The 19,139-nt window shown below is 36.2% G+C and carries 18 protein-coding genes; 4 read left to right on the forward strand and 14 right to left on the reverse strand.

Annotation, left to right across the window (positions count from 1 at the left end):
- Positions 1–281: 281 nt before the first annotated feature.
- Positions 282–962: a metal-dependent hydrolase gene (locus BN1066_RS19340; RefSeq protein WP_077321356.1), complete on the reverse strand. Its 681-nt coding sequence runs from the start codon at positions 960–962 to the stop codon at positions 282–284.
- A gap of 391 nt (positions 963–1,353) precedes the next feature.
- Here BN1066_RS19340 and BN1066_RS19345 point away from each other — a divergent pair, with 391 nt between their 5' ends.
- On the forward strand, positions 1,354–2,451 hold the full coding sequence (locus BN1066_RS19345) for a M24 family metallopeptidase (RefSeq protein WP_077321357.1): 1,098 nt from the start codon (positions 1,354–1,356) through the stop codon (positions 2,449–2,451).
- Positions 2,452–2,516: 65 nt separating this feature from the next.
- On the opposite strand, the gene ald is transcribed toward BN1066_RS19345, so the two are convergent.
- On the reverse strand, positions 2,517–3,632 hold the full coding sequence (gene ald, locus BN1066_RS19350; protein ID WP_077321358.1) for an alanine dehydrogenase: 1,116 nt from the start codon (positions 3,630–3,632) through the stop codon (positions 2,517–2,519).
- 115 nt (positions 3,633–3,747) lie between these two features.
- Entirely contained in the window at positions 3,748–3,909 is a 162-nt protein-coding gene (locus tag BN1066_RS20415) for a hypothetical protein (protein WP_179104441.1), read from the reverse strand.
- Between the two features lie 129 nt (positions 3,910–4,038).
- Here BN1066_RS20415 and BN1066_RS19355 point away from each other — a divergent pair, with 129 nt between their 5' ends.
- The gene (locus tag BN1066_RS19355) at positions 4,039–4,473 is read left to right on the forward strand and encodes a universal stress protein (protein ID WP_077321359.1); all 435 of its coding nucleotides are present in this window, start codon (positions 4,039–4,041) and stop codon (positions 4,471–4,473) included.
- Positions 4,474–4,634: 161 nt separating this feature from the next.
- Here the strand turns inward: BN1066_RS19355 and BN1066_RS19360 are convergent, their stop codons facing one another.
- From BN1066_RS19360 to BN1066_RS19380, 5 genes are all read right to left on the reverse strand, one after another.
- Entirely contained in the window at positions 4,635–5,825 is a 1,191-nt protein-coding gene (locus BN1066_RS19360; RefSeq protein WP_077321360.1) for an acetate kinase, read from the reverse strand.
- 6 nt (positions 5,826–5,831) lie between these two features.
- Entirely contained in the window at positions 5,832–6,821 is a 990-nt protein-coding gene (locus BN1066_RS19365) for a class I SAM-dependent methyltransferase (protein WP_077321361.1), read from the reverse strand.
- Positions 6,822–6,957: 136 nt separating this feature from the next.
- Positions 6,958–7,458 carry a thiol peroxidase gene (gene tpx, locus BN1066_RS19370; RefSeq protein ID WP_077321362.1) on the reverse strand — a complete coding sequence of 167 codons (501 nt, stop codon included), beginning with the start codon at positions 7,456–7,458 and terminating at the stop codon, positions 6,958–6,960.
- 323 nt (positions 7,459–7,781) lie between these two features.
- Positions 7,782–8,237 carry a GerW family sporulation protein gene (gene ytfJ / locus BN1066_RS19375; RefSeq protein WP_077321363.1) on the reverse strand — a complete coding sequence of 152 codons (456 nt, stop codon included), beginning with the start codon at positions 8,235–8,237 and terminating at the stop codon, positions 7,782–7,784.
- Entirely contained in the window at positions 8,210–8,806 is a 597-nt protein-coding gene (locus BN1066_RS19380) for a DUF2953 domain-containing protein (protein WP_179104442.1), read from the reverse strand. The genes ytfJ and BN1066_RS19380 overlap by 28 nt, the downstream gene beginning before the upstream one ends.
- A gap of 346 nt (positions 8,807–9,152) precedes the next feature.
- On the opposite strand from BN1066_RS19380, the gene BN1066_RS19385 reads away from it, so the two are divergent.
- Complete coding sequence (locus BN1066_RS19385) at positions 9,153–9,953, forward strand: NAD kinase (protein WP_077321365.1); 801 nt, start codon at positions 9,153–9,155, stop codon at positions 9,951–9,953.
- 654 nt (positions 9,954–10,607) lie between these two features.
- Here BN1066_RS19385 and BN1066_RS19390 read toward each other — a convergent pair.
- The 5 genes from BN1066_RS19390 to refZ all read right to left on the reverse strand — a co-directional run bounded on the left by BN1066_RS19390 (position 10,608) and on the right by refZ (position 16,482).
- The gene (locus BN1066_RS19390) at positions 10,608–10,811 is read right to left on the reverse strand and encodes an alpha/beta-type small acid-soluble spore protein (protein WP_077321366.1); all 204 of its coding nucleotides are present in this window, start codon (positions 10,809–10,811) and stop codon (positions 10,608–10,610) included.
- 236 nt (positions 10,812–11,047) lie between these two features.
- A complete protein-coding gene (thiI, locus tag BN1066_RS19395) occupies positions 11,048–12,247 on the reverse strand; it encodes a tRNA uracil 4-sulfurtransferase ThiI (protein ID WP_077321367.1) in 1,200 nt (399 codons plus the stop codon).
- A 6-nt stretch (positions 12,248–12,253) separates the two neighbouring features.
- Positions 12,254–13,393, reverse strand: a complete 1,140-nt coding sequence (locus tag BN1066_RS19400) for a cysteine desulfurase family protein (RefSeq protein ID WP_077321368.1) — start codon at positions 13,391–13,393, stop codon at positions 12,254–12,256.
- Positions 13,394–13,671: 278 nt separating this feature from the next.
- Positions 13,672–15,366, reverse strand: coding sequence for a septation ring formation regulator EzrA (gene ezrA / locus BN1066_RS19405; protein ID WP_077321369.1), 1,695 nt, complete (start codon positions 15,364–15,366; stop codon positions 13,672–13,674).
- Between the two features lie 492 nt (positions 15,367–15,858).
- Positions 15,859–16,482, reverse strand: coding sequence for a forespore capture DNA-binding protein RefZ (gene refZ, locus BN1066_RS19410; RefSeq protein ID WP_077321370.1), 624 nt, complete (start codon positions 16,480–16,482; stop codon positions 15,859–15,861).
- 113 nt (positions 16,483–16,595) lie between these two features.
- Here refZ and BN1066_RS19415 point away from each other — a divergent pair, with 113 nt between their 5' ends.
- Positions 16,596–17,090, forward strand: a complete 495-nt coding sequence (locus BN1066_RS19415) for a GAF domain-containing protein (protein WP_077321371.1) — start codon at positions 16,596–16,598, stop codon at positions 17,088–17,090.
- 76 nt (positions 17,091–17,166) lie between these two features.
- Here BN1066_RS19415 and BN1066_RS19420 read toward each other — a convergent pair whose 3' ends face one another.
- The gene (locus BN1066_RS19420) at positions 17,167–18,933 is read right to left on the reverse strand and encodes a sensor domain-containing diguanylate cyclase (RefSeq protein WP_179104443.1); all 1,767 of its coding nucleotides are present in this window, start codon (positions 18,931–18,933) and stop codon (positions 17,167–17,169) included.
- Between the last annotated feature and the right edge of the window lie 206 nt (positions 18,934–19,139).

Genomic DNA, 19,139 nt, shown 5'->3' on the forward strand with positions numbered 1-19,139 from the left:
CTGAACAGAATCGGATATTTCACTTGCAATTGGATTGTACGCTTATCCTCCCAGGTTTTGGAAGGGGGATGTCTTCCTGGCAGTACATGCAGGATAAACGGAGGAATGTATAAAGAAAGTTATGCAAAGACATTCAATTTGGGGGCTTAGAGATATCCTTCTTTAAAAAGGTGAGCTTGTAGCTTGTTGTAAACAGATCAAGCTCACCAAAAATAAGACACAACTCAAAATATCCTTCTAGCAACTAATCAGATGAGCTGAACTAAATTATCTGATTTTTACTAAATCGTTATCGTTTCACCTATTTCCATAACTCGTCCCATTCCTGGGCTTACCTGCTTGGCAAACGCCTCTGCATCCTGTTCAATCACTGGAAAGGTATTGTAATGGATTGGAACTACTGTTTTTGCTTTCACCCATTTGGCAGCAATCAAAGCATCTTCCGGACCCATTGTAAAGTTATCACCAATTGGTAGAAAAGCCAAATCAATCTCATTCATTTCTCCAATCAACTTTAAATCTGAAAATAATCCCGTATCACCAGCGTGGTAAATCGTTTTGCCTTCAATAGTTAATAAAATCCCAGCAGGCATCCCTGTATAAACCGTTGAACCATCCTCTTCAGTAAATGCTGAACCGTGAAATGCTTGAGTAAATTTTACGGTTCCAAAGTCAAACGTATGCTTCCCGCCAATATGCATTGGATGTATCTGTAAGCCTTTTGTACCTAAGTATACTGCTAATTCATTTGGTGCTACAATCGTTGCTTTTGTTCGTTCAGCAATGGTAATGGTATCACCTACATGATCATTGTGTCCGTGCGTTAGTAGGATATAATCTGGTTGAACTTTATCCACGTCTAAGTCACAAGCTTCATTCCCTGAAATAAATGGATCAATTAAAATTTGATGCATATCTGTTTGCACCTGTACAACGGAATGTCCGTGATAGGATACTTTCATCATCATCTTCCCCTTTCATTCACTATACATTTAATTATACCAAGATAACTATTACGGTTGTACCCGATTTCATTCTTTTTTACACATCATCATAAAGTGCAACTACATTTAATGTTGTTTTCCACTACTAGTAAGTAAAACACCAAAATATCGGGCGTTCTGAAAAGTCCACTTTTTCTGTGTAAGGATCGGCTGTCGAATTTTTTCTTCCTGTCGACTCGAAACCTTGGGGATGTAAATGCAGCCATCTCGACTTAGACTTCTTCCTATTCTTGAAGTGAGAGTCTAACGATATCTCCGATGCGGGATAAAAAATAGATATTTCAAGTGCTTTTTTAATTAACTCTTTATTTGCTATAATAAACCTAATATGTTTAAAGAAGGTGTAAAGATGAAGGAAAGAATTGAAAAGTTGCTAGCTAAAATGAAGGAGATGAATTTAGACAGTATGTTCATCACTTCAACAGCTAATGTTTACTACATAAGCAACTACTATACGGATCCACATGAACGATTGGTAAGTGTTTATCTTAGTAACAATATGGATCCCGTACTCATTGTTCCGGCAATGGAAAAAGGAGATGCAAAAGCTGCAGGATGGCAATACGACATCATTGCTTATCAAGATCATGAACAACCATGGCAAATGTTTTATAAAAGGTTAAAAGCTGCGGAAAAACTTCCTAAAACGATCGGTGTTGAACATAATCATTTTACTTTAGATCGTTATTATATGTTACAGCATTATTTTCCCAAAACAGAAGTTATAAATGCAGAAGAGCTGTTGGCTAATTTACGAGTAATTAAAAGTAAACATGAATACGAGCGATTGAAAACTGCTGCTGAGCTTGCTGACTTCGGGGTGAAAGCTGGAATTGCAGCTATTAAAGAAGGGATTAGCGAATTAGAAATCATCGCAGCTATTGAATTCGAGCTTAAAAAGCAAGGTGTTCAATCCATGTCCTTTTCAACCATGGCTTTAACGGGCGCGAAAACTGCTTCTCCTCATGGTACACCTTCCATGAAAAAAGTGGAAAAAGGCGATTTAGTACTTTTTGATCTTGGAGTGATCTATGAAGGATATTGTTCTGATATTACGCGAACAGTCGCGTTTAAATCAATTGCAAAAGAACAAGAAACAATTTATCATACCGTATTAGCTGCCGAAGAAAAAGCAATTGAAGCTGCACAATTAGGTGTTCCCGTTGGAAAATTGGATCAAATAGCTCGTGATCATATTACAGCGAACGGATATGGTGAGTATTTTACGCATCGGATTGGACATGGTTTAGGAATTGAGACACATGAATATCCATCGATGCATCAGGATAATGAACTGCCTTTAGCAGAAAATATGTGTTTTACTATTGAACCAGGTATTTATGTTCCAAATGTTGCAGGTGTACGTATTGAGGATATGATTTATATGACATCGAAAGGACCCGAAGTATTAACTGCCGCCACAAAAGAGTTAATCATTGTGGAGTAATGAAATTACCTCGTATATTTTTTTAAAAACAAGCAGTAAAGGCTATCTTTACTGCTTGTTACGTATTATGAAAGCAATGCATGTGGGTCAACGTACTTAAAACCATGCGCAGCTGCTACAGCTTCATGAGTAACATGACCTTTCCATGTATTAACCCCTTTTAGCAAGGATACATTGTTTTTAATTGCTTCAACAAGTCCTTTATTTGCTAGTTGTAAAGCATATGGAACGGTAACATTGGTTAATCCAATCGTAGAGGTTCTAGGTACGGCTCCAGGCATATTAGCAACAGAATAATGTAAAACTCCATGCCTTGTGTATGTTGGATTATCATGGGTTGTTACATGATCACTTGTTTCAAAAATCCCGCCTTGATCAATCGCGACGTCTACAATTACAGAACCATCAGACATCGCCTTAACCATATCTTCCGTCACCAATTTAGGCGCCTTTGCTCCCGGTATTAAAACAGCACCAATGACCAAGTCCGATTCTTCTAATGCTAAGCCGATATTCATTGGATTGGACATCATTGTATTAATCGAAAACCCAAAAATATCATCCAATTGACGAAGACGCTCTGGATTCAAATCAATCACCGTCACATCAGCACCTAATCCAACAGCAATTTTAGCGGCATTTGTTCCTACTACTCCGCCACCAATAATGGTTATTTTAGCTCTTCTAACGCCAGGTATTCCACTTAAAAGAATGCCCTTTCCGCCCTTCGTTTTCTCAAGAAATTGTGCCCCAATTTGCGAAGCCATTTTACCGGCAACCTCACTCATCGGTGTTAATAATGGTAACGTATTATTTGGTAATTGTACTGTTTCGTAAGCGATACTTGTTACTTTATGATCCATTAATACTTTTGTTAAGTCTGGTTCTGCAGCTAAGTGCAAGTATGTAAACAGAATCAGCCCATCATAAAAATAATCGTATTCCTCCGCTAAAGGCTCCTTTACCTTCATAACCATTTCCTGCGCCCAAGCTTCTTTTGCTGTAGCAACAATCGTAGCTCCTGCATCTTTATATTGGTCATCTGTAAAACCCGATCCCAGACCCGCACCTGTTTCAATAAAAACTTCATGTCCCTCTTTTTTTAAAGTAAGCACCCCAGATGGAGCCATTGCTACTCTGTTTTCATTATTCTTTATTTCCTTAGGCACACCAATTTTCATTTTATGACCTCCCCTTCTATCTTGTTAATTAGATGTATATAATCTAACAGTATCAAATATTTAAAAAAATGGAAAGAGGAAAGTAACCCACCATGTCATGTGGGCTACTTTACCTTTATTTCTTTTGATTATTAAAGGTATGGATCCCCTTATTGCTGTGACGTTGTTCAATTACTCCCATCTGATAGCTTTCATTTAACTGATTTTGAACGGCTGCTATTCCCTTTTCATCCTCAAAAATTTTCTGTGGTTGATTACTTCGCTTGTTTTTCGTCACATTTTTCACTCCCTTGTTTATAGTTTGTCCATATCATTCATTTATTTGCTGTAATTATTTTAGTAAAAATGACATTTTTTGATTGTTGCTTTAGCTAATAGGGTATATAGTTAAGTAAAGAAAGGGGAGATTAAAGTGAAGTATAAAAATATTCTTGTAGCAGTTGATGGGTCTGAAGCATCAGAAAAAGCTTTTTTGAAGTCGCTGGATTTTGCCAAGCAAAACAGTGCAAGGCTAATTCTTGCACATGTGGTTGATTCACGAACTTTTGCTACTGCAGAGGCTTATGACAGAACTTTAGCAGAGCGGGCAGATGAATATGCTAAAGAATTATTAGACAGTTATGTAGATAAAGCAAAAGCTGCCGGATTAGAAGATTTAGTTCGTTGTGTGGAATATGGTTCACCGAAAATAAAAATCCCTAAGGATATTGCAAAAGAGTTTAAAGCGGACTTAATTGTTTGTGGTGCCACTGGTTTGAATGCTGTTGAGCGATTTTTAATTGGGAGTGTTTCTGAAAACATTACACGCCACGCTTCTTGTGATGTGCTTGTTGTTCGCTAACAGAATGCTGGCAGCGTTTTCTATGGGGAAGCGCTGCTTCTCTTTGTCTCGATCGTTAAACCCATACTACCATTGTCCAAAACAAAAATAGCAGTACGGGTATGAACAGAGTTAATTAATAAAGGTTTTGTGATGGATAATACCATACAAAACCTTTAGACTTAATTTCCTTCCGTAAGACGGATGGTGTCCCTTGCAATCATAACTTCTTCATTTGTCGGAATAATCATTACTTTAACCGGTGAGTGTGGATAGTTAATAAACTTCTCTTTTCCTCGTGATTTGTTTAACGCAGGATCCCAGTAAACACCCATAAATTCTAATCCACGTAATACTTTTTCACGAATCAGAATACTATTTTCCCCGACACCAGCAGTAAAGATTATCGCATCCACGCCAGACATTTTCGCTGCATAAGACCCAATGTATTTATGGATTCTTTCAGCAAATACATCTAATGCTAATTTAGCACGTGGATTCTCATCAGCTTGTTCTTCAATATCTCTAAGATCACTAGAAAAACCAGATAAAGCTAGCATTCCACTTTCTTTGTTTAATACATGTACCACTTCAGCAGCCGACTTACCGGTTTTTTCCATGATATAAGGGATAAGTGCTGGGTCAATATCTCCGGAACGAGTACCCATTGTTAGACCAGCTAGAGGTGTAAAGCCCATCGATGTATCAATCGACTTACCGCCTTGAATAGCTGCGATACTTGATCCGTTTCCTAAATGACAGGAAATAAGTCGCAAATTTTCAATAGGTATACCTAACATTTCAGCAGCTCGTTGCGACACATATTTATGGGATGTGCCATGAAATCCATATTTACGAATGCCATAATCTTTATAATAATTATAAGGTAAACTATATAAATATGATGATGGAGGCATTGTTTGATGGAAGGCTGTATCAAATACTGCAACCATCGGTACATTAGGTAAAATCTCCTGAAATGCATATATACCTGTTAAATGTGCAGGGTTGTGTAAAGGTGCTAATTCAGAAATTTCTTCTATTTCTTTCGTTACTTGCTCAGTAATTAACACAGAATCAGTGAATTTTTCCCCACCATGAACAATCCGGTGCCCAACTGCATTAATCTCTTCGAGCGAAGTAATAACACCAGATTGTTTTAAACCATTCAACAGCTTTTTAACAGCTTCTTCATGATTTGGGATATCCCCTACAAATTTATCCTTTTCACCTTGAGCTTCCATTTCAAAGATAGCTTCATTAAGACCTATTCTCTCTACTATCCCTTTTGCAAGAACTTGTTCCTCTGGCATTTGTATTAATTGGAATTTCAAAGATGAACTACCGGCATTAATTGCCAATACATTACTCATTGCTGTTCAACTCCTCTTATTATACATCTGGAACCAATTATTTATCTGACCTAGAATATTTTCCATAGCACTGGAATTCGAAAAAGATGGCATCTTTACTAATAATGGTTGATTTGGAGCAGTCGTATTTTGACCTTTTTTCTGTAAGATTAAAATACTTCGTCTATGCTTTTCTGATTGAAAAACGGTATCTGGTAAGCTTATTACACCCACAATATGTGCATATTTATGAATAAATTGTCTCAACTGCTCCGCCTGATCACTCGTAAATAAAAATTCTGGAATAATAAAAATAAGATAACCACCAGGTTTTGTATAATTGAGACTTTGCTCTATAAATAAATGGTGAGCATAGGAAAGACCTTCCTTTGCCTTTAATTCAAAGCTCCTCGCATGTACATCATCTGGATAATAACCAACTGGTAAATCTGACACAATTAAATCAACAGGATCGAGTAAGAATGGTTGTAAGCTATCTTGATGGAAAAATTCAATTTGCATTTTTTGTAAGTTAGCATTCCAAGCAGCAAGCTGTATTAATGTAGGGTCTACTTCACTTGCATATGCTTCCTTTGCTTGCGGTAATTGATAAAGCACTGTTGTAAGCAAATTGCCTGTCCCTCCAGCAGGGTCAAATATGCGCAGTTTTTCTTTATCTGTAAATAATTTTGAACTAAGATAAGCGATAATTAAAGCCACTGTTTCAGGAGTCATCATATGCTGCTGTTGCGTAGAACCCTTCATTCCTTTTAACATAACTAATTGAATGGCTTTTCTTATTTCATCGGTTGTATAGGTATCCATATTCAATTTATCTAATGCCTGCTGTAATTTATGTGTCAATTGTTTATCAAATCTTTCAGGAACCTTTTGATGAAACAAGATTTCCATCGTATATGCTAAGCTATCTAAGTAAGTTTCATTCACATATTGCTGAATAAGATGTGTTATATTGTCCATCCATTCATATAGTTCTTCTATATTCGATTTTTCCATCTAGTGAACCCTCCATTCGGTCGATTCAAAGCGCAATCTATTGTACCAAAAGCGTGCAATTTATACAATGGATTACTGTGTATTCCGATTGGACAGCAAAAATCCCCCTCACCGAATGAGAGAGATTTCATTCTCGTTAATTTGCTTTTCTGGCAGCTTCCAGAGCAGCATCGTAATCCGGATGGTTACTAACTTCACTTACATATTCTACATATGTGACCTTGTCATTACTATCCACAACAAAAATTGCTCTCGCCAATAATCGCAATTCTTGAATGAGTACTCCATAATTTTGTCCAAACTGCGCATCTCGGTGATCCGATAATATTTCCAGTTTATTAATATGATGCTGTGTTACCCAACGCTTTTGTGCAAATGGCAAATCCATACTTATGGTTAAAACTTGTACATTGCCAATTGCCTCTGCCTCTTCATTAAAGCGTTTTGTCTGGTCAGCACATACTCCTGTATCAATGGAAGGAACAACACTGATCAACTTAACCTTCCCCTTATAATCATCCAGTGACACTTCTTGTAGATCGTTTGATAATACTCGAAACTCAGGTGCTTTATCACCTACTTTTACTTCATTACCTACTAGGGTGACAGGTTCTTGTTGGAATGTTACATTTACCATATAAATCATTCCTTCCTAAATAATTGTATTCCCCTATTATTATGAATTGAATATGGATACATGTCCACTATTTTACGCGGAATAATTTGTGAACAAAATTACAACGTTTTCATTTTCAAACAGTTTTTACTGTAAAGTGAAACTTCATTCAGTAGGAGTTTTCTTCCATCTCCTACTGAAGGTTAGTACCACAAGGGTATGACCTAAAGGCCCTTGAACGAATCGGGTATTTAGATACCGTTTTCTCCCGCTTAGAACCTGTTGTATCAACTCAAGATTTTGAAGTGGGAGTCTTACGATACCTTACATGCGGGGTAAAGTCATTAAACATCATATTGAGTTGGAGCTTGCTTTTGTTTTGTTTCTTGTTTACCTGAGCGATCTTTTTTTCCGGAGTCTTTCATTATTTCCTGTACCTTTTCTACAACTTGTGGCGCAAAATCAAGCATTTTTTCATAAATATGGGTTTGTTGATCGAGGTGAACCATTTTTATTCCTTGGTCACTGACAATTAAAAATGCTACTGGCGTAATAGACACCCCTCCCCCACTACCCCCGCCAAAAGGTAAAGTTGCCTCACTATCAGATGAGGAAGAGTCATTCGTTGCATTAAATTCACTTCCACCTGCAGCAAATCCAAATCCAACTTTGGATACCGGAATAATGATACTTCCTTCAGGAGACTGTACAGGATCACCAATAATTGTATTTACTTCTACCATTTCTTTTAAATTTTCCATTGCTGTTGTCATTAATCCTTGAATCGGATGCTCTTCCACGAGTGTTCACTCCTTATACTATCGTTTGTTTTTACCAACTCTCTTTGTAGTTGCAGAATGATATGTATAGCTTGTGCAAATCGTGTGGAAACCATGCAAGAAAAAAACATTTCGACACCCTTATGTTGAAATAACGGAATCACTTGTAAATCTGGTAAACAGCTTTGTTTGCTATTTTGTATCATCCAGCCAGTAATCATTCCCTTTAAACTCCAAACTCCCCCAGCAATCATACCTGTTAAAGCTGCATCACCTGTTCCGCCTTTTGTATGCCAATACAAGCGGCGAATTACGAATTGGCGAAGAACGATAGATAATAACTGTTCTCCTTGTTTTATCATTTTGAAAACTTGTTTAAACTGTTCGGAAATGTTTTGAAAATAGTTGTTGTCAACAGTTAGAGAAGTATCATTTAATTTGTAAATACGTTTAACAATCTGTAAACCAAACCAATAGATTTGAATAGATAGTTCAGTATCCTGCATTTGATGATTTATATGAATACAAATTGTTAATTTGCTTATTAGAAGAATGAATAAAACACATATCAAACCACTTAAAACTAGCAACATGATAATCACCTCAACTTTACGTTATTTTTCCGCAAATATCCTATTCTAATCCATCGTTTAAAATTTTGATTAGCGAAACGGTGTCAGCCCTATGTACAAAAGAGTCCGAAAAAAACACACATCGAATTTCTACTTGCAGGACGTGCTAGAATCTTCATTGCAACAAAGCTCGTTGTCAACTTAACCACCCGGTACTCTTCCCCTTTTGTTGCACACATATTTTAAGTTTGTTTTCATTTTTTAACAATTCGCGGAAACATGGTAGAATAAGGTGAAACTCTGTTTTCTACTTTTTTTGATACGCATTTTAACACAGAGAAAACTCATAGGAGGAATGAAAACGATGACAGCACGAAACAATATTTACTTTTATTACTTAAATAATCAAGGAATTGAAGACAAATTAGCCGCACTTGAAGACTTAGCCATTTCTAATGGTTTTAATGTTGTAGATGATAGTAAATCAGCAAATATTATTGTTAGTATTGGCGGGGATGGTGCATTTCTGCAAGCGGTAAGAAAAACAGACTTTCGTCAAGATTGCCTCTATACGGGAATTAATCAGTTTGGTGAAGCTGGTTTATATTGTGATTTTAACATGGATAACTTTGGAGAAATGCTTCATACGATGCAACATGAGAAGTTAGAAGTTCGGCGTTTTCCTGTTATTCATACAAATGTTGATGGTGGAACAGATTTTTACTGTCTTAATGAAATTAGCCTTCGTTCAGCAATTATAAAATCTATCGTTATCGACGTATTTATTGACGATAACCATTTTGAAACATTTCGTGGTGACGGATTAATTGTTGCGACACCTACTGGAAGTACGGGTTACAATAAATCAACGAATGGCGCTGTCGTTGATCCGCTCATCCCTTGTTTTCAAGTATCAGAATTAGCTTCTATTAATAATAACAAGTATCGGACATTGGGATCCTCTTTTATTCTTCATAAGGACCGTAAATTGCGCCTATCTGTCAGACAGGATGGAAACGATTACCCTATTATTGGTCTAGATAATGAAGCATACTCTATCCGAAACATTCAAGACGTTACGGTTACATTAAGTGAAAAAGTGATTAAAACCGTAAAATTAAAAAATAATTCATTCTGGGACCGAGTAAAGCGCACTTTTTTATAAAGTGAAACTTATTCTAAGCTTCTCCACGAAAGAATAGATCAAGGCTTCCGTTATCGCAACGTCCTTGAAAACACGTGCGGTGTATCGCTTACAGAAGCTTTCCTTGTCCTTGAAAACCGAAGTATTGCTGTCATAGCAACTCTGTGCTGTTGATCTGAATGAATCAGACATTTAATTAGCGTTAACTCTTACTTCTTCTTACTTTTATAACTCTTAAAATTGCAGTCTTACACCAACTTTGATCTGGAATAAAGTGAAGCTTCATTCAGTAGGGGTTTTCTTCCATCTCCTACTGAATGTTAATACCAAAAGGGTATGACCTAAAGGCCCTTGAACGAATCGGGCATTTAGGTACCGTTTCTTTCACTTACACCCTGTTATATCAACTCAAGCTCTTAAGATGGGAGTCTTACGGCACCTTACATGCGGGATAAAGTGAAACTTCATTCCGTGGAATGCTTTTTACACGGAATGTTAGTTGAACCAATCGGGCATTTAGGTGCCGTTTTTTGCCACTTAGACTCTTTTATATCAACTCAGGTCTTGAAGCAGGAGTCTTACGGCACCTTACATGCGGGATAAAAATAAACGTATGTAAAATTATACAAAAGGACTACCCGTCTGGATAGTCCTTCATACCATCTTCTTATTTTATTATTGAAAACTTTGACCACCAAATTGTTGCTCAGCCATTTGCACAAGACGCTTTGTAATTTCACCACCAACAGAACCGTTAGCACGTGAAGTTGTCTCTGGGCCTAATTGAACCCCGAATTCTTGTGCGATTTCATATTTCATTTGATCTAAAGCTTGTTGAACACCAGGAACTACTAATTGATTTGAATTGTTTCTTGCCATATTAAATCACCTCCTTGGTACTTATAGATTGTGTACGAAGGAAGCAATCCATTCATGTTTTCTATTGGTAGTTACTGTTAAAATCGGCTTCTCTTATCCTTAAATTCTAATCAAAAAAGCGCAGTTAAAAAATAGGAAGAAGGTTAAAAACAAACATTGCAACAGTCACAAAATATAACTAATATATATAAATAGAGATTACTCATTAAACCTTTTAAATGTATTGATCCAGTCAATTAGAAAAGACCGTCGTATGGCGTTTGCTTTTCTTTTGCTGTCACCTTGATCGTTTCAATACCGGAAAATGCTTCTTCCATCAGCTTCGAAAAATTATTTTTTGCTTCATATAAATTGGCTTTTTCTCTTTTCGGTTTAGTTTTTGGAGACTTTGGTACAAATATCGTGCAACAATCTTCATAAGGAAGAATGGAAGTTTCATATGTACCAATCTCCTGTGCCAAATCGATAATTTCTGTCTTATCCATCGTAATTAACGGACGAATAATCGGGTAATTCGTTACCTCGTTAATGGTATTCATGCTTTCCATCGTTTGACTCGCAACTTGCCCAAGGTTTTCTCCAGTTGTTAATGATAAAATCGATTGCTGTTCACATACTTTTTCGCTAATTCGCATCATCATACGGCGCATGATTGTCATCGCATATCCATCTGGAATTGTTCGAAATATTTCTTGTTGCAGCTTCGTAAATGGAACGATATGTACAGAAATAGCTTTTCCATACCGTGTTAATTGCTTTGCTAAATCAAGAACCTTTTGCTTGGCACGCTCACTGGTAAATGGTGGAGAATGAAAATGAATTGCCTCTAATTGAACTCCACGCTTCATTGCAAGATATCCTGCTACCGGACTATCGATTCCTCCAGATAACAATAACAACGTTTTTCCGGACGTACCAACTGGTAACCCTCCAAGTCCCTGAATCACACTAGAAGTTATATAAGCCGCTTCTTGCCGTATTTCAATCCTAATTTCAACATCAGGCTGATGCACATCCACAGTAATACCAGTCGTATTCGTTAATAAATGGCTGCCTACTACATGGTTAAATTGCTGTGAACGAATGGGAAATTCTTTGTTAACTCGTTTTACGGTAACTTTAAACGTTTTTGCGTGCGTATTTTGCTGTAACGCATAAAGTGCAGCTTGCTTAATCTTTTCGACATCATTTTCTTCTTTTATCGCTAAACTTAAACTTTGGATACCGAAAACATGCTTACATTTCTCAATAATTGGTTCCGGATCATGACCATTCAATAGAATGAACATTCTTCCTTGTGTGCGCTTCACTTTTACATTTGGAAAATCATGAAGCTTACTCTGTAGATTTTCCTGTAAACGAATGATAAACGTTTTAATATTTTTTCCTTTTAAAGCCATCTCACCATAACGTATTAATATATGATCATATTTCATGTACATCTACCCCATTACTTCTTTTAATTGGCAAATACTTTTTTTCAACGTTGTTATAAATTGCTCTAATTCTTGCATTGTATTCGTGTATGTCATACTTACTCGTAATGCCGAAGTAGTTCTCACTTTCGGAAAACCGCAGGCTGCAAGTACCTTGCTTTCATCTGTACGTTTGGACGAGCAAGCTGACTTTGTAGAAATGTATATTCCAGCTTCACCAAGCATATGGATTAATACTTCTGGTTTGATCCCAGGAACTGAAAAATTAATAATATGTGGAGCAGCATCTATAGGTGTATTAATTGTAACATCCGTAATTTTTCCTAACTCTCTACGAAGATATTGCTGTAATTGATTTAAATGATCTCCACTTCGTTGTTTCTTTTCTTGTATTAGTCGTAATGCTTTTACCATTGATACCGCACCAGCCAAATTTTCGGTCCCGGACCGGATCATTTGCTCTTGCATTCCACCATGAAAAAGCGGAAATAACGTAGTCCGGTTTTTGACGTATAATATACCTGTTCCTTTTAGCCCATGAATTTTATGACCAGACATGGTGCAAAGATCAATGCCACTATCAGGTAATGGTAATGAAACTTTACCTAATCCTTGCACATTATCCACATGTAAGAATAGCTTTGGATAGTTCTTGGCAATTGCTCCAATTTCAACAATTGGCTGAATAGAACCTAACTCATTATTTACATGCATGATCGTAATCAAAATAGTATCCTCTCTAATCGCCGCTTTTAAATCTTCAAGTACTATCATACCATCCTGATTAACCGGTAAATACGTAATTTCAAACCCTAATTTTTCAAGGCTTTGACAAGCTTCATATACAGATGGATGTTCAACCATTGTTGTAATAATATGCTTTCCTCGGTTTTGGTGTTCAAGCGCAATTCCTTTAATTGCTAAATTATTTCCTTCGGTTCCTCCAGAAGTAAATACAATTTCACTTGCGTCTACATGTAAAAGTTCCGCAGCCTGTTTCTTCGCTTGATGTAATAGTTTTTCTGATTCTCCCCCTAAGGAGTGAATCGAGGAAGGATTCGCAAAATACGCTGTTGAAACTTGTTCAAAACTCTTTAATACTTCTGGATCCGGTTTTGTTGTTGCACTATTATCTAAATAAATCATCATTTTACTCCTTATTCCATAATATCTTACATACATTACAGCATCGCACCAGCATTGACGTTTCTCGTCAAATACGATTTGAAAACGATCTATTTTCAGATACTGGAGTTCACTAATTCTATTTATTAAAATAACCTAAGGCTAGAGCTCTTGATTATCCTTACATCAGAACCTATAATCTTTCAGGTTACTCCTCGTCTTCTACATTTATTTTTTATGTTCTTAACGTTGAAAAAAGGATATTAGCGAATGAATATCCTTTTTTCCTCTCTCGATATTTAATTATCAATCGGCTCTTGGTACGCTTCAATCCGTTTTAATGCACCAGGCTCTACTTCTTCAACTGCTTTAGCCGCTGTCTCCAAGGCTAACTCATATTCATAATTTCGAAACAGCCGCTCAGCTTCGGCCAGTTTTTCAGCTAAAAGAGGATATTGACTGCGATACCGATTGGCATATTGAATGACTTGTTCAGTTAAATAAGCTTGCTCAAGCATGAGATCCGTCTGCTCCATACAATACGAAACTGCATTCTTTGCATCATTTAACGCTTGCTGAACTTCAGCCATCTCTAAAGGCTGATTTTCTAACGCTTTTACTACACGGTGATTTTTTTCACTCGCCGTTTCAAGCAAATTCCAAATAAATGTTGGTACTCCTGGTACATTGCTTTTTTTCAGCTTCCGTTGGATATAATATAATTGATTGCGCATTTCCGTCAACTTTTCTTTTGCTTCTAATTCATCTTTACGAAGATTATGAATGCGTTTTTTAAACTCTTCATGCTTTTCTTCAAGCTTTTCAATCTCCACAAAACCCTCTTCAATTTCAAGGCGTAATTTGGTATGTGGTACTTTTTTCTGCTCCATCTCTGATACAAAAGCTTCCATTTGTGAGTTTAATTTTGCTATTGATTTCTCTAGTGTTAAATACTTCTCCATGTCACTATCTTCAAAGTAATACGATTTTTGCAGTTGCTCTACTTCCTCTTTCGTATTACTGAAACTAGCTGTCATTTCTTCCAGTGATTGTTGATATGAAGGCATCTTTGTATCTACATAATTTTTAGCGATTGCTTCTTTTTCTAAGAGCTGATACATTTCTTTCATGCGCTCTTCTATCTCTTCAATTATCACTTCTGCATTTCTCATATCGCCATTTTCCATTTTTTCAACCATATGTAAAAGTTTTTGTTGATAATTGCGAATTTCTTTTTCAAAAGCAAGATGCTCTACTCGATAACCTTCATTTTTCATTTCTTTGACGCCTGTTAGTAGATCATCTAATTGTGAAGGTAACTCCTGCTTACACATCCGAAATAGATGTGGAAATTCATGCAGTCTTACTTCCACTGTATCCAAAGATACACGAATTTGCTCGACAAGCTCTCTCGCTTCAAAATAATTGCCATCATCTACTAACTCATAGTAGGAAGCTACCTGCTTCGTAAGCTCGTCAAGTTTCTTTTCAAAGTAGCTCTCCGCTTTTCCATACTGATAGCGGGTTTGCGATAATTTTTTTCGCAATTCTTTTAGAGTAGGTTCTACATGCTCCATCTCTTTTCTGCTCTTTTCTTCAGATTCAAGCAGCTCATCCACTTCTTTTAAAATCTCTTCAATTGCTACTTCTACCGATTGTAGTATTTTCTCTACTTCCGCTAATGTCTTTTTAGCCTTGGAAAAACGGTAACGATCCGCCATCTCTTCTGCATCGAATAAGTATTCTTCTATATCTGTCAATTCTTTCGTTACAATATGTTCCCAACGTTCTTTCCAGGCTTCAAACTTATCCTGTGTTTCCCCTGATAAGTTAAGTATTTTAATGCGGGAGAGCTCAGCATTAATGTTTCGACCGATAATATCCATTTTCCATGCTTCATATTGATCGACAACATCATATATTCTTTTTCTTAAAATAAGTCCTGTAATAATAAGTGCAATGACTATAAGTATACTGCCAATGATGTATGCCATAAAATGCCTCCCAACTAAATTCCTATAAGAGGATGTTCAAAAGTTCGTAAAAATGACGCATCGAAATTCTTCACACGTTAGAACGAATAAAATTTTTCGCGTTACGTTTAGTCAAGGCAGTTCAAATTTTAAGTTCTACGTATAAGTTCAACCAAGCACTGTCTGCGCTTTACTTGCTGCTAAATAAGCTTGCTTTATTGGCTTGTTTCTTCTCTGCTCATGTATGCAAATGCCTACACTTGCTACCTGAAATTGAACCGCCTCGAATTTCGACTGGACAGGACGTGCTAGTGACGTCCCTTACAAAAAGAACGCTCGTAACCTTAGCCAACCTCAATCTTATTTTATCCCCTTTTTGAACACGCACTATAAATAGGATAACGTTCCTAGGATAATTTCTTATCACAAATAAATCTACATATAATAATACCATGTTCATTGCTTGTTTTGCTAAAAAAATACAAATAAATTGACGAATTACGGGTAAAAATCTTAATTTACCAGATTTGTCTCTTGTGCTACGACAAAATCTAACCATTGATGGATCGTTTTTACATAATTTTGGACAAATAATTCATGGGAATATTGTCCTATAATTTGGTTTTTCCATTCATTTGGCATCATATATGGAGTAACCAGCATACCTTTTAGTTGCATGTATAAATAAGTACGGTCATTAATAGAAGTTGTTCGCTCATTCAACACAGCATAAAAAGCATTGCTAATAAAGTGGTTCTCCTTCGCTAGATAAGTGACAGTCATTTCCCTTACAAAAATAGAGTCCAAAGACAGCTCTCGATGTATAAAACAGGAAAATTGATGTTTGCTCTGTTTATACTGTATAATAGTAAAAATTAATTCCTTAAGCTTATTTAATGGATTTAAATTATGATTCACTTCCAGCGCTGCTTCGATTGTCTCTAAGTATTTTTCATAATATTCCGTTACTGCAAATTCTAACAACCCTTGCTTTCCATTAAAATAGTAGCTAATTAGAGATACATTTACATTTGCTTTATCGGCTATATCACGAACGGACGTACCATGAAATCCTTTTTGAAAAAATAAACTAGAAGCAGCTTCCAGCACCTTTCGTTTTGAGGGATTGATTTTCATATAACTCAACTCCTTACATCTCTTTTACGACAAATGAGATGATATATCCTGCATTTTTCGCTCGACAAAAAAATATCCTTTGTCGAAATAACGAATCAGAAAGGAAATGTTTCATGTTTCAAACAAGTACGTACTCCGATAATAAAGAAAAAGATTATCATCTATTAATTCGTCAGTTGCATGCCCTAAGTGAGGATGAACATGAGCATATTGCCATTTTAGCAAATGCGTCTGCATTATTAAATCAATTTCTCGATCAAATAAATTGGGTGGGATTCTACCTTTGGAAAGAACAAGACAATGAACTAGTACTTGGGCCGTTTCAAGGTTTACCTGCATGCATCAGGATTGGATACGGAAAAGGAGTTTGCGGTACAGCTGTAAAAGAAAAAGCAACCCAGCGTATAGCAAATGTTCATGATTTCCCAGGTCATATTGCCTGTGACAGTGCTAGTAAATCTGAAATTGTCATACCGATAATGAAAGATGGTAATATTTATGGAGTGCTCGATATTGATAGTCCGATAAAAAATCGATTCGACCATGATGACCAAATCTACTTAGAAAAATTCGTTGATGCATTACAAACGCATTTATCCAGTCATTAAAACATATATTTTACTTTTTAGCTAGTGGTAACCTCCATTGGGTTCAGCCGCTAGCATTATTTTATTTATAAAAATCCTAGGATTTAACAACACTATTTTTCCCCTTGCTTTTTGCTTCGTAAAGAGCTCTGTCGGCACGAATAAATAATTCACTTACTGTATCTTTACCAACATCTCCCCAAGAAGAGACCCCACAGGAAACTGTAACCGATGGATCAGTCGAACGCTCTACATGTTGGCAAATTTTTTTTGCTAAAGCTACGGCATCATCTATTTCCTGATTTGGCGTATAAATTGCAAGCTCCTCCCCACCCCATCTAGAAGGGATCGCCTCTTCTGCCGTGTATTCATGAATCACATCGGCAACTTGCTTTAATACTTTATCACCAACATGGTGTCCATACGTATCATTTACTCGTTTAAAATCATCAATATCAAACAATATTAGAGCTCCTTTAGCCGTTGATTTTCTTAATTTTATGATCATTTCTTCTAAATAGCTTCTTGAATAAAGCTTTGTTAAATAATCGGTTATTACTGCCTTTTGCAGTTCTTCTTTTAAAATTGCATTAGAGAGAGCTAACGAGCAATGTTGAATCAATGATTGTAATAATTTAAACCGTTCAAAGGAAAAGAAATAAGATAATGGATGCATAATAACAACTAATCCGTAAACTTCAAATTCTTGTTGCATTGGAATAATTAACAGTGACCGATATGGTAACCCAGGGTATTCTTTGTAATTTCCGTAAAATTTTGGACCGTCAATGTTCTCTAATAAGTATGATGCAAATGCACCTCCTTGTGACTTAAAATAACTTGTACTTGCAGCTTCGATAGTCGTGTATTCATGGTCACGTTTGAAAATAAATCCAACTTCCATCGCCTGACAAATATCAATGATTTTATTGCGTACGTATTCCATAATCCCTTTTAAATCTAAATTAGAATTTAGTTTATGAGTCACATCATTAATTAACTTTAAATCCGAAATTTGATGACTGCTATTTTCCATAAGACTTGCATTCTCTATCGATTTTCCAGCAGTTTGAGCAATTTCCATAATAAACTGAACATCATTTTTCTGTAAATATACTCCTTCTTCTTTTACAAGCTGAATAACCCCATATACTCCTTGATTTCCTGTTAGAGGTGCAAACAATTTATAAATTTGCTCTGAATGTTTCTCTATTTGTACCTCTCCGGAAATAAACGCCATGGAACTGTAGCTCATAGGCTCTTCATCATTATACGTAATTGGTTGAATCGGACAGTCAATTTCAATATCTGTATCCCGAGATAATAGTAATTGAGTAGTATAGCTTGGATAAAATTGCGTAATGGCGGTAATGACTTCTTGAACAATCTCCGCTTTATTTTCCATTGTAAACAATCGGATCGATAAGTGATAAAGAAATTTGAATTGACCTTGTTGATTCATTCTCCATGTTGCAGCGCGAAGCATCCGTACCACTTCAAATTGCAGCATATTTAATAACAAATGATCCATTTGTTTTTTACTTTCAATATATAGCACGTATTCGGCATTTAATTTCATAAAATAGCCATTGACGTTTTTCGCCTCGATCCACTGATGCATTTCCATATGTTCTGGTACAACTCTACTATTAAGGGATGGTTCAGAATTGTCCATTTCTACTCTATGAAGCAAGTGATAACCATCTTCACAATAGCGATATATCCCTGTACTTCGAATACCTTCTAGCTGAGCTATCCGTTCGGTCATGAATGATAAGCTTTTTTCTAAACATTGACTCGAGGCAATCGTTAGCAATTCAAAATAAGCCTTATGTAATTGTTGCTTCACATGTTTTAAATTCATCATTTTCACCAGCTATCATTTAGTTTTTAAATGCTATGCATTCTTGTACAACTAAGTTCCATTATAGGAAATCATGCATAAAATACTTTTTATAATAAAAAGTGAAACGTCATTCCGGCGGCAAACAGTAGACCAAAGGCTACCACCTTGAAAAAAACTCTGTCACGATGTAGTACGGTGGACATTTTTCTTGTTCTTTAAGATCT

The organism is Virgibacillus proomii, assembly GCF_900162615.1.
GTDB classification, from domain to species: Bacteria; Bacillota; Bacilli; order Bacillales; family Amphibacillaceae; genus Virgibacillus; species Virgibacillus proomii.

Bases quoted from the DNA above. Each gene is read 5' to 3' on its own strand.
- BN1066_RS19345 (WP_077321357.1), top strand. From the start codon at position 1,354: ATGAAGGAAAGAATTGAAAAGTTGCTAGCTAAAATGAAGGAGATGAAT.
- tpx (WP_077321362.1), bottom strand. From the start codon at position 7,458: ATGGTAAATGTAACATTCCAACAAGAACCTGTCACCCTAGTAGGTAAT.
- BN1066_RS19365 (WP_077321361.1), bottom strand. From the start codon at position 6,821: ATGGAAAAATCGAATATAGAAGAACTATATGAATGGATGGACAATATA.
- BN1066_RS19400 (WP_077321368.1), bottom strand. From the start codon at position 13,393: ATGATTTATTTAGATAATAGTGCAACAACAAAACCGGATCCAGAAGTA.
- BN1066_RS19415 (WP_077321371.1), top strand. From the start codon at position 16,596: ATGTTTCAAACAAGTACGTACTCCGATAATAAAGAAAAAGATTATCAT.
- BN1066_RS19390 (WP_077321366.1), bottom strand. From the start codon at position 10,811: ATGGCAAGAAACAATTCAAATCAATTAGTAGTTCCTGGTGTTCAACAA.
- BN1066_RS19340 (WP_077321356.1), bottom strand. From the start codon at position 962: ATGAAAGTATCCTATCACGGACATTCCGTTGTACAGGTGCAAACAGAT.
- BN1066_RS19420 (WP_179104443.1), bottom strand. From the start codon at position 18,933: ATGAATTTAAAACATGTGAAGCAACAATTACATAAGGCTTATTTTGAA.
- ald (WP_077321358.1), bottom strand. From the start codon at position 3,632: ATGAAAATTGGTGTGCCTAAGGAAATAAAGAATAATGAAAACAGAGTA.
- thiI (WP_077321367.1), bottom strand. From the start codon at position 12,247: ATGAAATATGATCATATATTAATACGTTATGGTGAGATGGCTTTAAAA.
- BN1066_RS19385 (WP_077321365.1), top strand. From the start codon at position 9,153: ATGACAGCACGAAACAATATTTACTTTTATTACTTAAATAATCAAGGA.
- refZ (WP_077321370.1), bottom strand. From the start codon at position 16,482: ATGAAAATCAATCCCTCAAAACGAAAGGTGCTGGAAGCTGCTTCTAGT.
- ezrA (WP_077321369.1), bottom strand. From the start codon at position 15,366: ATGGCATACATCATTGGCAGTATACTTATAGTCATTGCACTTATTATT.
- BN1066_RS19360 (WP_077321360.1), bottom strand. From the start codon at position 5,825: ATGAGTAATGTATTGGCAATTAATGCCGGTAGTTCATCTTTGAAATTC.